General features: G+C 71.9%; 10 protein-coding genes. 4 read left to right on the top strand and 6 right to left on the bottom strand.

Going from position 1 to position 14,578, the window contains the following annotated elements; translation table 11 throughout:
* Positions 1–176: 176 nt before the first annotated feature.
* Positions 177–1,499 (bottom strand): MFS transporter, encoded by a 1,323-nt coding sequence (locus tag AC2XR2_RS39720; RefSeq protein WP_491517765.1) that lies wholly within the window; start codon positions 1,497–1,499, stop codon positions 177–179.
* A gap of 187 nt (positions 1,500–1,686) precedes the next feature.
* Here AC2XR2_RS39720 and AC2XR2_RS39715 point away from each other — a divergent pair, with 187 nt between their 5' ends.
* A complete protein-coding gene (locus AC2XR2_RS39715; protein ID WP_491517764.1) occupies positions 1,687–2,685 on the top strand; it encodes a LacI family DNA-binding transcriptional regulator in 999 nt (332 codons plus the stop codon).
* Positions 2,686–2,702: 17 nt separating this feature from the next.
* Here AC2XR2_RS39715 and AC2XR2_RS39710 read toward each other — a convergent pair whose 3' ends face one another.
* From AC2XR2_RS39710 to AC2XR2_RS39690, 5 genes are all read right to left on the bottom strand, one after another.
* Positions 2,703–3,542: an ATP-binding cassette domain-containing protein gene (locus tag AC2XR2_RS39710; protein ID WP_381306188.1), complete on the bottom strand. Its 840-nt coding sequence runs from the start codon at positions 3,540–3,542 to the stop codon at positions 2,703–2,705.
* Entirely contained in the window at positions 3,539–5,287 is a 1,749-nt protein-coding gene (locus tag AC2XR2_RS39705) for a dipeptide/oligopeptide/nickel ABC transporter permease/ATP-binding protein (RefSeq protein ID WP_491517763.1), read from the bottom strand. Before AC2XR2_RS39705 ends, AC2XR2_RS39710 begins: the two co-directional genes overlap by 4 nt.
* The gene (locus AC2XR2_RS39700; protein ID WP_330262742.1) at positions 5,284–6,225 is read right to left on the bottom strand and encodes an ABC transporter permease; all 942 of its coding nucleotides are present in this window, start codon (positions 6,223–6,225) and stop codon (positions 5,284–5,286) included. The genes AC2XR2_RS39705 and AC2XR2_RS39700 overlap by 4 nt, the downstream gene beginning before the upstream one ends.
* Before the next feature lie 9 nt (positions 6,226–6,234).
* The gene (locus tag AC2XR2_RS39695) at positions 6,235–7,791 is read right to left on the bottom strand and encodes an ABC transporter substrate-binding protein (protein WP_491517762.1); all 1,557 of its coding nucleotides are present in this window, start codon (positions 7,789–7,791) and stop codon (positions 6,235–6,237) included.
* Between the two features lie 298 nt (positions 7,792–8,089).
* Positions 8,090–9,091, bottom strand: coding sequence for a LacI family DNA-binding transcriptional regulator (locus tag AC2XR2_RS39690; protein ID WP_491517761.1), 1,002 nt, complete (start codon positions 9,089–9,091; stop codon positions 8,090–8,092).
* Positions 9,092–9,392: 301 nt separating this feature from the next.
* On the opposite strand from AC2XR2_RS39690, the gene AC2XR2_RS39685 reads away from it, so the two are divergent.
* From AC2XR2_RS39685 to AC2XR2_RS39675, 3 genes are all read left to right on the top strand, one after another.
* Complete coding sequence (locus AC2XR2_RS39685) at positions 9,393–10,169, top strand: alpha/beta hydrolase (RefSeq protein WP_381306176.1); 777 nt, start codon at positions 9,393–9,395, stop codon at positions 10,167–10,169.
* A complete protein-coding gene (locus tag AC2XR2_RS39680) occupies positions 10,166–13,117 on the top strand; it encodes a family 78 glycoside hydrolase catalytic domain (protein WP_491517760.1) in 2,952 nt (983 codons plus the stop codon). Before AC2XR2_RS39685 ends, AC2XR2_RS39680 begins: the two co-directional genes overlap by 4 nt.
* 97 nt (positions 13,118–13,214) lie before the next feature.
* Positions 13,215–14,447, top strand: a complete 1,233-nt coding sequence (locus AC2XR2_RS39675; RefSeq protein ID WP_491517759.1) for a cytochrome P450 — start codon at positions 13,215–13,217, stop codon at positions 14,445–14,447.
* Positions 14,448–14,578 lie beyond the last annotated feature (131 nt).

The raw sequence follows: 14,578 nt of genomic DNA, 5'->3' as shown, positions 1-14,578 counted from the left end.
CAAGCGGACGGTTCCGCACGCGCGGGCAGGGCGGCCGGGTCGGACGGGTCAGGCGGACGCTTCCGCGCGCGGGGTGGGCGGCCGGATCGGGCCGGCCAAGCGGACGGTCGCGTCGACAGGGAGGGCGGTGGGTCGGGCCGACGGAGCGGAGGGCTCCACGGGCAGGGGCGGCCGGGTCAGGCCGGCGAAGCGGACGGTTGCGTCGGCACAGGTGCGGTGCGCGGTACGGGATCAGCCGTCCCGGCAGGCCCCTGTTCGGGCCCGGGCGCCACGGCCAGTCGCGGCACCCAGGCCAGCCCGATCACCGCCGCGCACAGCGCGCAGCCGAACAGCAGGCCGAAGAAGAGGCGGGTGTGGCCGAGGGCGAACGCCGGCGTGCCCAGGGCCGCGAGTCCGGCGACGGCCCGGGTGAAGGCCATGGTCACTCCGGTGGCGGTCGCGCGCAGCAGGGTCGGGAACAGCTCCTGGGTCCAGACCTTGTACACGGCCTCCCCCGCGAACGCGTTGCCCAGGCCGGACAGCAGCAGGACGGCGACGAGCGTGAACCTGTTGGCGCCGAACAGGGCGGGCAGCGCCCACGCGACGACGATCAACGCCGAGCCGACGGCGAACCAGGTGTACCGGGCGGGCCGGTCGATGACCCGCAGGAAGGCCAACCCGGCGAGGAAGCCGACGGGCAGCCCGAGCAGGGCGATCCGGGAGAACTGCTCGACTTCTCCCCCGGCGAGGGCGGTCCAGAGGAAGGTGCCGAACTGGCCGAGGGTGTTCGCGCCGAGGTTCCAGGCCGCGTAGTACAGGCCGGTCGCGAGGAGCGCATGGACGACCGGGGGCCGGAACAGCTCCCTGACGCGGCTGAACTCGACGTTCTCGGAATCGGCTGTCGGGTGCGAGTCGGTGTGCCGTGCGGCGGACCATTCCGCGGACTCGGCGAGGGTGCGGCGCAGCAGCAGGACCACGATCGCCACCAGGAGCAGGTGGGCGAAGAGAATGCGGCCGCCGCGCAGGCCCTGCGCGCCCATGAAGGAACTCAGGCCGAGTACGGCGACGATGCCGGCGAGCCAGAGCATGCCGGAGAACACCACCATCGTGCCCTTCCTGCCCGGCGGCGCCTCCTCGTTGGCCAGCGCGAGCGACACGGGCAGGTCCGCGCCTATGGCCACACCGGTGGCCAGGACACCGGCGTACAGCGGAACCGGTCCGGTCGCCACGAGGAGCAGACCCGTGCCGGCGGCGTAGAGCAGGAGGGAGAAGGTGAAGATCCTCCGGCGGCCGAACCGGTCGCCCAGCCGGCCTCCGAAGAGCGCGCCGGCCGCGAACGCCAGGGTCTGGAGCCCCAGCAGCGTGCCCACGGTTCCCGGACCGAGGCCGAGGGGAGCCGCGTAGTAGCCGCCGATCGCGATGCCCGAGGTCACCAGTGCTCCGGCGTCCAGATAGGACGCCATGCCCGCGAGGACCGCCGTCTTCCAGGGGCTGCTCGCCCGGGCCTTCACGTCGGACATGTGGCCTCCTCGAGGGGAACAGGGCGGGGGCCTGGCCGCAGGTCGTTCCGACCTGAGCCGGACATGTGCCGAGGGGCGGCCTACTCGTTTCACTTACGCGTGCCAGTGAGGCCGGTCCGGCAGGTAAGCTAACCCCGGCCATGGGCTTTGACAAGAGGCGGATCCGAGGGCGGGGCTGGTGACCGGGGTGTCCGAAGTCAGACGGGTGACCAGCGCGGATGTGGCGCGGGAGGCCGGGGTGTCCCGCGCGACCGTGAGCTATGTCCTCAACGACGCTCCGCACCAGAAGATCCCCGAGGCCACCCGGCAGCGGGTCTGGGAAGCGGCGGGCCGGCTCGGTTACGCGCCCTCGGCCGCCGCGCGAGCCCTGCGGATGGGCCGTTCGGACATCGTGCTCGGGCTGCTGCCGGACTGGCCGATCGAGCACGTCCTCGGCCAGCTGATCCAGCGGCTGACCAACTCGTTCGCCGAGCACGGGCTGACCTTCGTGGTGCATTCGTCGGCCCGCCCGGCCCGCCCGCTGCGGGAGCTGTGGAAGTCCATTTCGCCGGCGGCGGTCCTGGCGCTCCAGGACTTCCCCGAGCCGGAGGCCCGGGCGATGCGGGCCGCCGGGATCGAGGTGGTCATGGCGATGCACGGCACGGTCCCGGGCGAGAAGCCCGCCCCCTTGGTGTCCGAACAGCCGATCGGCGCCGTACAGGCCCGCCACCTGGCGGCGGCGCACCGGCGCCTCGGCTACGCCTACCCCGATTTGCCGGGGCTCGACGTCCTCGCACAGCCGCGGCTCGACGGCGTCCGCAAGGTCTGCGCCGAGCTGGGCCTGCCCGAGCCCGACGTCCGGACGGTGCCGCTGGAGGCCCGGGGGGCCGCCGAAGCGGTGAAGGCGTGGCGGGCCGAGGAGCCGGCGGTGACGGGGGTGTGCGCCTTCAACGACGACATCGCCCTCGCGGTGCTCGCCGGCCTCGGCCACCTCGGTCTGCGCGCCCCGCAGGACCTGGCGGTGATCGGTGTCGACGACATCCCCAACGCGTCGCTGGCGCAGCCGCCGCTGACCACTGTCTTCCGCGACACGAACACCATCGCGCGGAACATGGCCCGCCGCGTGGTCGACACCCTCGACGGGAAGCCGGTCTCCACCGAGCCCGTCCAGGACGAACTCGGCATCCGCATCAGGCAGTCCGCCTGATCGTCTCCCCCCGCGGCTCATCGTGCGGTTGCCTCGAGCTCGGTCCGCTGCTTGCGACGGGCGCGTTGCAGGACCGGGTCCGGGACGGGGGCGGCGGCCACCAGGCGGCGGGTGTACGGGTGGCGCGGGCGGTCGCACACGTCGACGCCGGTGCCCTCCTCGACGATGCGTCCGTGCTGGAGCACGAGCGTGCGCGCCGCGAACTCCTTGACCACGGCGAGGTCGTGGGTGATGAAGAGATACGAGCATCCGAGGGTCTGCTGGAGTTCGGTGAGGAGGTTCAGGGCGGCGGCCTGCGTGGTCACGTCGAGGGCGCTGGTCGGCTCGTCGCAGATGATGATCCGGGGTTGGCGGGCCACCGCCCGGGCGATGGCGATGCGCTGGCGCTGGCCTCCGCTGAACTGGGCCGGGTAGCGGTCGACCGCGTCCTCGGGCAGGCCGACGCGGCGCAGCAGCTCGGCGATGCGGTCGTGGACCTCCTGGCGTGGCAACGCCGAGCCGGTGAGCAGGGGTTCGGCCAGGATCCGGCCCACCGGCAGCGACGGGTTGAGGGAGCCGTAGGGGTTCTGGAAGATGGCCTGGAGGTCGGCGGACAGCAGGCGGCGGGCCCGTCCGGTGAGGTGGGCGATGTCCCGGCCGTCGAGCAGGACGCGTCCCGCGCTGACCGGGGTCAGTCCCAGGACCGCTTTACCGATCGTGGTCTTGCCCGAGCCGGACTCGCCGACGAGCGCGACCGTCTCGGCGTGTCCGACCTGGAAGGAGACGTCCTCGATGACCGTGGTCGGGGGCTTGCGGAAACCGCGGGACGGGTAGCGCACCGCGAGGCCGTCGACTTGGAGTACGGGTGTTCCGGTCACGCGATCCTGCCCTCGGTCCGAGCGATGCTGGGGGTGCTGTCGATGAGTGTCCTGGTGTAGGGGTGCTGAGGCCGGTAGAAGATGTCCTCGACCGGGCCCTCCTCGACGATCCGGCCCTGCTCCATGACGATCGCGCGGTCGCAGGTGTCGGCGACGACTCCGAGGTCGTGCGTGATCAGGATGATCGCCATGCCGCGTTCGTCGCGGAGCGTCCGGAGCAGGTCCAGGATGCCCGCCTGCACGGTGACGTCCAGTGCCGTGGTGGGTTCGTCGGCGATCAGCACCTTCGGTGAACCGGCCAGTGCCATCGCGATGGCGATGCGCTGGAGCATGCCTCCGGAGAGTTCGTGCGGGTACCGGCGCGCGACGTCGTCGGGGTCGCGCAGGTGGACGCTGGTCAGCAGGTCCCGGACCCGCAGGCGTACGGCGTCCTTCCCGCCGGAGGTGTCAGCGGTGCGCCGGACCACCTCGGACAGCTGGGAGCCGATGGTGAAGTAGGGGTCGAGGGCCATCATGGGCTCCTGGGAGACCAGGGCGATCTCGCGGCCGCGGATGCGCCGCAGTTCGCGTTCCGGCAGACCGCTGATCCGTGTGCCGGCCAGCCAGGCCGAGCCGCCCGTCACGGCGCCGTTGGGCGGCAGGAGTCCGAGCAGCGACAGGCCGGTGACCGTCTTCCCGCTGCCGGACTCCCCCACCAGGCCGAAGATCTCGCCCGGGCGCACGCTGAAGCTCACGGAGTCGACGACATCGCGCTGCCCTTGCCCGGTGGCGAAGGCGATCGAGTAGTCCCGGACGGTGAGCACGGCTCCGTCCGAGGGCGCGACGGCGTCTTCGGCGGCGACCGTGGTCTCCGGTCGCCGCATCCGGCCGCCGGTCGCCCGCTTCCGGTCCTGCTGGAGATCGCGCAACCCGTCGCCGAGCAGCCCGAAGGCCAGGGTCATCAGGCCGAGCACACCGCCGGAGACGAGGAGCAGATAGGGGTCCTGCTCCATGACCTGCGCGGCGTCGAAGACCATGCCGCCCCAGCTCGGCGCCGGTGCCGGAGTCGAGAGGCCGAGGAAGCCCAGGCCGGTCTGGATGGCGAGCGCGTTGCCCGCGAACAGGCAGACGGGGACGAGCAGTTGACCGGTCAGACCCGGGATGATGTGCCGGGCCGTGATCCGTGCCGAGCCGAGCCCGGAGACCCTGGCGGCGTCCACGAACAGTTCCTCGCGCAGCGCCAGGCAGGAGCCGCGGATGAGCCGGGCAAGGTTGGCGGAGGCGAAGAAGCCGAGCGTGATCATGGCGGCGGCGTTGCTCTGGTGGAAGATCGCGAGGACGGCCAGCGTGAGGATGACGGCGGGAACCGACAGCATGACGTCCAGTACGGCGACGATGACCCGGTCGGTCCAGCCGCGCAGGTAGCCGGCCACCAGGCCGAGCGTCATGCCGAAGGCGGCGTAGACGAGGACGGCCAGGCCCACGCCGACCAGGGTGGGCCGCCCGCCGTACAGCAACCGGCTCAGGACGTCGCGGCCGAGGCCGTCGGTGCCCAGCGGATGCCCGGCCGACGGTCCGGCCTGCGCGTGCAGGAGGTCCTGGGCGAGGGGCGGGTGCGGGGCCAGGACGGGGGCGAGGACCACGGCGGCGGTGATGCCGAGGATCACCAGGAGTGCCGCGGCGGTGAGGGGACGGCGCCAGATCCCCGCGAAGGGGTTGTTCCTGGCCCGCGAGGGTGCCGTCGGGGGTGGCTCAACTGTGGTCATTCCGTACGCACCTTGGGGTTCAGGAGGCCGTAGAGGACGTCGACGAGCAGGTTCACCACGATCACCATGGCGGTGAAGGCGAGCGCGACTCCCTGCACGACCGGCAGGTCGTGCTGGTTGGTGGCGTTGACGACGGTGGTGCCGAGGCCGGGCAGGGTGAAGACGTTCTCGATGAGGATCGTGCCGGGGATGAAGGTGATCATCGTGAGGCCGAAGGTGGTCACCACCGGCAACCCGCAACTGCGCAGCGCGTGCTTCCAGATGATGGCGGAGGGCCCGATCCCGCAGGCGCGCAGCGTTCGGATGTAGTCGAGCCCGAGGGTGGTGAGCATCGCGTCGCGGGTGACCTTGGCGATGAAGGCGACACCGCCGATGGACAGGGCGACCACGGGCAGGACGAGGCCGGCCGCCCACTGGCCGGGGGACTCGGCGAACGGGGTGTAGCCGGTGGCGGGGAAGACGGCGAACTTGACGGCGAACAGGGCCACGAGCAGCAGGGCGATCCAGAAGTTGGGCAGTGCGCCGCCCAGCAGGGACACCACGTCGACCAGGCGGCGGCTGAACCTGCCGCGTGTCGCGCTGTGGACGCCGAGCAACACGCCCACCAGGGCCGCGAGTCCGGTTCCGCCGATCACCAACGCCAGGGTCACCGGCAGCCGTTGGCCGATCAGCCCGAGCACGGACTCGTCGGTGAACAGTGAGGTGCCGAAGTCACCGTGCAGCACACCGCGCAGGTAGAGGCCGTACTGTGCGATGACCGGCTGGTCGAGGTGGAGTGCGGCCCGCAGCGCGTCGTACTGCTCCTGCGTCGCGTTGAGACCGAGGAGTGTGCGTGCCGGGTTGCCCGGCACGAACGACTCCAGGAGGAAGGTGATCGCGGAGACGACGACCAACAGGGGGACGGACAGGGCGAGTCTACGAACAATGATCGGCAGCATCGGTCCTCGTCACCGGGAGGTCCACAGGGTGTTGGAGGTCGCGAAGGCGGTGCCCGGGACGAACTTCACGCCCTTGAGCTTCGCGTTGTACATGATGATCGTGTCGGAGCCGGACACCGGCAGGGCGAGCGCCTTGCGGGTGATCACCTCGGTGAGGGCCTGCGCGGCCGCTCCGGCGGACTGCTTGTCGGAGGCGGCGAGCTTGGTGAACGCGGCGTCGACGTCGGCGTCCTGGACGCCGAAGACGTTCATGATGCCGGTCTTGGTGAACCCCGCCTGCTGGGCGTAGAAGTTCTCGTCGCCGCCCTGGCCCGGTGAGAGCACGGTGGCCGCGTACTTCCTGGTCAGCAGGTCGTTGATCCAGCCGCCGAAGTTGGTGGCGGCGGTCAGCTTCAAGTGGACGCCCACCTTGGCGAGTTGGTCCTGTACGGCCTGGACGAGCTTGCTGGTGGAGGGGTCGAAGGAGCCGTAGTTGACGGGGATGGTGAGCCCGCCGGAGTAACCGGCCGCCGCCAGCAGCTGCTTGGCCTTGGCGGGGTCGTAGTCGTACATCTTCGCGGCCTTGGCGCTGTAGCCGTCGTATCCGGGCATCGCCGGCTGTTCGACAGGGGTCCCGTAGTCGCCGTAGACCGCCTTCGTGATCGCCACCCGGTCGACGGCGTAGTTCAGTGCCTGGCGGACCCGTGCGTCGGCCAGGCCCTTGACGACGGTGCCGTCGCGGTCGAGGAGGAACAGACCGGCCCAGGTGGTGGGCTTCTTGAGGGTCGTGAGCGAGGAGTCGCCGGCGATGGAGGGGGCCACGTCCGGGGAGCCGTACATGAAGTCGATCTGTCCCGACTTCAGAGCCTGCACTTCGGAGTTGATGTTCGGGATGACCCGGACGGTGATCTTCTTGAAGTGGATGGCGCTCTGGTCGTAGAAGTTCTTGTTGGGCAGGTAGACGTAGTGGTCGCCGGAGACCGACTGGGCGGCGCTGTACACGTACGGGCCGGCGCCGAAGGTCGCCGAGGCCAGCTTCTTGGGGGTCTTCAGGCCCGCCGGGCTAATGACGGCACCACCCAGGAAGGCGGGGGTGAACAGCGCTCCCATGTCCGGGTTGGGCGTGGGGCTCTTGATCACCACCGTGGAGCCGTCGGGCGCGGAGAAGGCCAGGGGGCGGTAGTACGAGGCGGCGGGGCCGCTGCCCTTCTGGATGTACTTCAGCGAGGCCACGACGTCGGCGGCGGTGACGGGGGTACCGTCGGCGAACTTCACGCCGCTGCGCAGCTGGAGCTTGAACTCGGTGTTGCCGTTGCCGACGTAGCCCCACGTGTCGGCGAGACCGGGCGCGAGGGCGCCGTCGGCGCTGCGGGTCAGCAGCGAGGCGTAGGCCGGGTCGAGGTAGTTCACGAAGGGGCCGGTGGCTATCTGGGCCGGGTCCAGGCTGTTGGGCGCCGAGGACATGCCGATCGTCAGCGTGGCCGAACCGGAGCTGCCGGTGCCGGTGCCGCTCCCGCCGCCGCAGGCGGCGAGCGTGAGCGCCGCGACCGCTCCGATCGAGGCGTGGAGGACGGTTCTTCTCTTCATCGAGTGCTCCGTGGTGTCGGGAGGGGTGCGGCTCGGCGCATCGCTGCTCGGAGGTGGGGTCGACGCGGGTCCCGGCGGCCGGCCGAAGGCTGTGGACGCTGTCCGCGGCCCGGGCCGGTCTTCTGTGTGCCCGGACCTCTGTCGTCTTCGGGGATCGGGGAGTGCCGCCCGAAGGTGATGGCTTGCACGTTTCACTTACACGTTTAATCCGGTGCCGGGTAACGTAACCGTGTCGCCCGCATTGCGCAAGGGGTTCAGAGGCGACGATTGCGGCGGACCTCGGACACCCGTGGCGGCGTCAGGCGGAGGCCCGCACCAGCACCCAGAGCGCGTCCCGCAGCGGATCGACGGGAATCCGACCCCCGTCGAGGGCGTCGACGACGCGCCGGGCCAACTCACGCGCGAGCGCGTCCGTGTCGCGGACGACCGTGGTGAGCGGCGGCTGCGCCAGTGCCGCAGCGGGGGTGCCGTCGACGCCAATCACGGCCATGTCGTCCGGGACCCGCAGGTCCAGGGACCGCAAGGCGACCAGCACGGACAGGGCGACGGCGTCGTTGAAGGCACAGATGCCCGTCACCGGGGGCGTCGCGGAACGCCATGCCCGCACCGCCTCCATGGCGCCCTCCGGCGCGAAGGGGACGACGCGGACATCGGGCTCCGGGAGGCCGAGTTCGGCACACACCTTGCGTACGCCCTCCAGCCGCGACCTGGCCAGCGCGCCCAGGCCGGGCAGATCCGGGCAGGCGTAGCCGAGCCGGCGGTGCGCGGCGGCGAGGTGCCGGGCCTGCGCCGCTCCGATCGGCTCCTCCGAGACGAGCCTGCTGCGACCGTGCGGGGAACCGTGCACCGCCATGACGACGTCGATCCCGGCGGACCGCATGGCGTGGGCCTCGGACTCGGGGAACTCGTCGAGGGCCAGTACCGCCGCGGGCGTCAGGGCCTTCCAGATCTCGCGTACGGGGCGGGCCGGCTGAGCCGCCGAGTACACCAGGAAGGTGAGCCCGTGCTCGGCGAAGGCGCTGGTCAGCCGCTGGACGAGGCGGCCGAGGACGTGCTCGATCGGCCAGTCCGGGAGCAGTCCGAGCACGATGTCCGAGCGGCCCTTGCGCAGCGAACGGGCCGACGCCGAGGGGGCGTAACCGAGCCGGGCCACGGCTTCCAGGACTCGCAGCCTCGTCGTCTCGGAGATCTTCTGGGACGCGGTGTCGTTGAGGACGTAACTGACGGTCGCACGGGACACTCCCGCTTCACGCGCTACATCTGCGCCGGTCACACGTCTGGGACGGGATGCCTCGCTCATGGGTCTCCCTCTGCCGGACGGTCTTGTCAAAGACGGCGGCTGCGGCTAGGTTGCGCGCTCAGGATACCTACACGTTTAAGTGGCGCGAGTAAGTAACGTGACGCGGCTTTGGGCTCGGACAGCCGGTCCGCTCGGAATCCGCCGCCCTCACCGGTGACGTCCCCTCGGCATCCGCGACCTCGGTGGTATCCGCGGCCTGGCACCCGCGGCCTCGGTGGTGCCCGTCGGCGCGGGACGCGTCAGCGGCTTCACCTGGTCTCCGAGCCCTCCCCGCACCTGACAGCAACCGAAAGGCAGCCGCGTGATCCGCCCTCACGAGTTCCCCCACCACGGCCTGACGCTGCGCTCCACGCTGCACGTCCCCGACGGACCGGCCGGCACCAAGTGGCCGACCGCGGTGTTCGTCCACGGCTTCACCTCCAACCGGCTCGAACTGCCCGACTTCGTCGCGATGTCCCGGCTGCTGGAGGCGAACGGCATCGCCTCGGTCCGCTTCGACCTCTCGGGCCACGGTGAGAGCGACGGCGCGTTCTTCGACGTGACCATCACCGGCGAGATCACCGAGACGCGGGCGGTGCTGGAGGCCGTCCGGGCGCTCGACTTCGTGGATCCGGAGCGGATCGGCCTGGTCGGTATGAGCATGGGAGGTGTGGTCGCCGGAATCGTCGCCGCGGAGGAACCGGGCATCGCCGCGCTGTGCCTGTGGTCCCCGGCGGCGGTCGCCCCCTTCGAGATGGGCCGGGGCTACCTCAAGGGGCGCAGCCTCGCGGCGGAGATCGAGGAGAAGGGCTACTTCGACGCCGACGGCCACCGGGTGAGTGCCGCGCTCGTCGAGGACCTCGCCGGTCTCGACGTCTACGGACGGTCCGGCGCCTACTCGGGCCCGGTCCACATCCTGCACGGCTCCAAGGACGAGATCGCTCCCCTCGAGTACGTCGGGCGCTATCTCGACCACTACGACGGCAACGCCGAGCTCGAAGTCGTCGACGGCGCGGACCACGCGTGGGGCAGCGTCCCGCATCGCACCGCGCTGCATCGGTCGACCTTGCGATTCCTTCGGAGGCACCTCCAGTCATGACGACGCCGAACTTCACGGCAGGCCACGGTGCGGACACCACGACGGTGGTCGTCGGACTGCGCACCGCGGACGACTCCGGTCTCGTGGCCACGCCGTACTCCGCCCCTCGCCTGTCCTGGACGCTGGCGAGCGACCGGGCCGGCGTCCGCCAGCACGCGTACGAGATCCAGGTGTCGGTCGACGGGTCCTTCGAGGCGGCCGGGGCGGGCGTGCAGAGCGCGGGCGTGCCGACCGCAGGCGTGCAGAGCACAGGCGTGCAGAGCGCGGGCGGGGCCACGGCAGACGCGTCCACCGCAGGCGCGCCGACCCCCGGCGGGGCCACGGCAGACGCGTCCACCGCAGGCGCGCCGACCCCCGGCGGGGCCACGGCAGACGCGTCCACCGCAGGCGTGTTGATGGGAGACGTGTCGATCGCGGACGCGTCCACCGCAGGCGTGCCCCTCGCCGGTGTGCCCCTCCCGGGCCCGCCCGTCACCGACGCGGTCGATACCGGCACCGACGCCGCCGCAACCGCAGCCGTCTTCCGCGCGGAGGTCGAGTCCGACGTGGTGACCGACCACCCGTGGCCGGCCGAACCGCTGCGCAGCCGCGAGGTCCGGCACTGGCGGGTCCGGGTCCGCACCGACCTCGGGTGGACGGCCTGGAGCGAGCCCGCCCGGGTGGAGGCGGCTCTTCTCGACGACGCGGACTGGACGGCCCGTCCCGTCGGGCTGCCCACGGACCGGGGCCGCACCTCCCCCGGCCCGGTGCCGCTGCTCCGCCGGGAGTTCGACCTCCCGGCGGAGCCGGTGTCCGCGCGGCTGTACGTGACCGCGCTGGGCGTGCACCGCACCGCGGTCAACGGCCGGCCCGTCTCCGAGGACCTCCTGGAACCCGGCTGGACCAGCTATCCCCACCGGCTGCTCTACGCGACGTACGACGTCACCGACCTGCTCACGACCGGCCGCAACGCGCTGTCCGCCGCGGTCGGCGACGGCTGGTACCGCGGCCACCTCACCTGGCACAAGAACCGTGACGTGTACGGCGACACCTGCGCGCTGCTCGCCCAGCTGGAGGTCACCCTGGCCGACGGCACCACCGTCACGGTCCGCACCGACGACCAGTGGCGCGGCGGCTACGGCGGCATCCAGGCGGCCGACCTGTACGACGGCTGCGAGCGCGATCTCCGCCGCGAGCCGCCCGGCTGGCGCTCACCCGGCTTCGACGACAGCGGTTGGGAGCGGGCCTCCGTACTTCCGCTGCCCGCCGGACCGGTCCAGCGCGCCCACCCCGCCGTGCGCGTCGTCCAGGTCGTCCGGCCCGAGCAGCGGATCCTGCCGGACGGGACCCTCGCCGTCGACGCGGGCGAGAACCTGACCGGCTGGCTACGGCTGCGCGCCCGCGGCCCGGCGGGCGGCACGCTCACCGTCCGGCACGCCGAGGTCCTCGACGCCGACGGCCTTCTGCTCACCAGCATCCTGCGCGGCGCCCGCGCCACCGACCGGTACACCCTGGCCGGTGAACCGGCCGAACTGGAGCCGGAGTTCACCTTCCACGGCTTCCGCCACGCCGAGATCCGCCTCTCCCCCGGCGTCACCGTCGAGGCGGTCGAGGTGTACGTCGTGGCGAGCGACCTGCACCGGATCGGCGCGTTCCACTGCTCCGACGCACGCGTCAACGCGCTGTACGCCAACGTGGTCCGCTCCCAGCGCGGGAACTTCCTCGCCGTACCGACCGACTGCCCGCAACGCGACGAACGACTGGGCTGGACCGGGGACATCATGGCCTTCGCCGCCACGGCGTGCGCCACGTTCGACAGCCGCTCCTTCCTGGACAGCTGGCTCAGCGACCTCGGCCTGGAGCAGCGTCCGGACGGCGCGGTCCCCCTGGTGGTGCCGGACGTGGACCTCGGTGAACTGCCGCCGACCGAGCTGCCGTTCGCGGGAGCCGCCGCGGGCTGGGGCGACGCCGTCACCGTCGTCCCGTCCGCCGTCCACTACGCCTACGGGCAGCTCACCCTGCTGGAACGTCACTACGCGGCGATGCGCGCGTGGGTCGAGTTCACCGTCGCCCACCTGGACGAGGACGGGACCTGGAGCGGCAACGCCCAGCTCGGCGACTGGCTCGACCCGGCCGCACCGCCGGAGGACCCGGCCCGCGCCACCACCGATTCCGGGTACGTCGCCACCGCCTTCGTCGCGCACAGCGCCCGGCTGCTCGCCGACGCGGCCACGGAGCTCGGCCGCTCCGACGACGCGGACCGGTACACGGCCCTGCACCGGCGTACCGCAGAGGCCGCCTGGGCGAAGTGGGGCGGTCACGCCCGCACCACGCAGACCGGCTGCGCGCTCGCCCTCGTCTTCGGTGTCGCCCCCGAAGCCGAGCGGGCCGCGGTGGGCGACGCGCTGGCCGCGTTGGTGCGGGCCGGTGACGGGCGTATCGCCACCGGTTTCCTCGGCACTCCCTTCGTCCTGCCGGCGCTCACCGCCACCGGCCACACGGCCGAGGCGTACCGGCTCCTGCTCAACACCGAGTGCCCGGGCTGGCTCTACCAGGTCGAGCGCGGCGCCACGACCATGTGGGAGCGGTGGGACGCCATCCGGCCCGACGGCACCATCGACGTCGAGCACGCCGGGACCATGCTGTCCTTCAACCACTACGCCTACGGCGCCGTCGCCGCCTGGCTCTACCGGTCCGTCGCGGGACTGCGCCCCGCCGGCCCCGGCTACCGCACGGTCGAGTTCGCCCCCCACCCCGGCGGCGGGCTCACCTCGGCCGGCGCCTCGATCGAGTCCCCCTACGGCACGGTGTCCGTCGACTGGTCCCTCGACGGCGACACCTTGACGGTGGACGTGTCGCTGCCGCCGGGAACCGTGGGCCGGTTCACCGCCCCCAGCGGATGGCACCAGTCCGGCGAGGTCGGCCCGCTCGGATCCGGACGGCACCACTTGGTGCTTCTTGCTGACTGAACGTCAGACCTCGTCGCTGTCAGGCTTCTGACCGGGGCTTGTCAGGTTCCTGCGCTTACATGGCGCCGGCTCCCTTCCCCCCACCCCGAGGAGTGCCATGAGCAGTGCCGTCGCCGGTCCGCCGGACGAGGACGTCCCCGAGTTCCCGATGCCGCGGGCGGCCGGCTGCCCCTTCGCACCGCCGCCGGAGCTGATGCGGCTGCACGCGGAGAAACCTGTCTCCAAGGTCCGGCTGTGGGACGGCAGCACGCACTGGCTCGTGACCCGTCACGAGGATCAGCGGGCCCTGTACGGCGACCAGCGGCTCAGCGTCGACACCACCAGGGACGGCTTCCCGTACCTCAACGCGGCCTTCCGGGAGACCGCCTCCAAGACACCGCCGTCCTTCCTCAACATGGACGACCCCGACCACGCCCGCATCCGCCGCATGGTCACCGGCCCCTTCACCGTCAGGCGCATCGAGGCCCTGCGCCCGGCGATCCAGCGCATGACCGACGAGCTGATCGACACCATGCTGACCGGCCCGGGCCCGGTCGACCTGGTGGAGGCGCTCGCGCTGCCGCTGCCCTCGCTGGTGATCTGCGAGATGCTCGGGGTGCCGTACGAGGACCATGACTTCTTCCAGAGCAACAGCAAGGTGGCGCTGCGCCGGGACGTGACGGCCGAGGAGGCGCGGGCCGCCTCGGGCGCGCTCTTCGGGTACCTCGGCGATCAGCTCGACAAGAAGCTCGCCGAGCCCGCCGACGACCTGCTCAGCGAGTTCGCCGCCCGGATGCGGGACGGCGAGCTCAGTCGCCTGGAAGCCACCATGCTCGGCCAGCTGCTGCTCGGCGCCGGTCACGAGACCAGCGCCAACATGATCGCGCTGGGCGTCCTGGCGTTCCTGGAACACCCCGACCAGCTCGCGATCGTGCGCGACACCGACGACCCGAAGGTCCTCGCCGGCGCGGCGGAGGAGATGCTGCGCTACCTGACCGTGGTCCACAGTGGCCAGCGTCGGCTCGCCCTGGAGGACCTGGAGATCGGCGGGCAGTCGATCCGGGCCGGCGAGGGCGTCATCATCCCGGGCGCCACCGGCAACTGGCAGGACGACGTGTTCCCGGACCCCGACCGGCTCGACGTCCGGCGCGATGCCCGGCGCCACATGGCTTTCGGCTTCGGCATCCACCAGTGCCTCGGCCAGCAGCTGGCCCGCCTGGAACTCCAGGTCGTCCACGGCACCCTCTTCCGCCGCGTCCCCACCCTGCGCCTGGCCACCGACCTCGACAGGATCCCCTTCAAGGACGACGGCATCGTCTACGGCGTCCACGAGCTGCCGGTGACCTGGTAGCCGGGGCAGCGCGGGCCGGGTTCCCGCAACGGCAAGCAGGGCGCCGCAGTGCGGCCGCGCCGGAGGCCGAAGGTGTGCGTGGTTCCGGGACAATGGGGCCGGTCGGCCCTGGTGCGTTCGGCCCCCGGCAG

This window comes from Streptomyces sp. LS-MS-L19 (assembly GCF_058382285.1).
The sequence above is the reverse complement of the archived record's forward strand: the minus strand, read 5'-3'. Positions and strand labels throughout refer to the sequence as shown.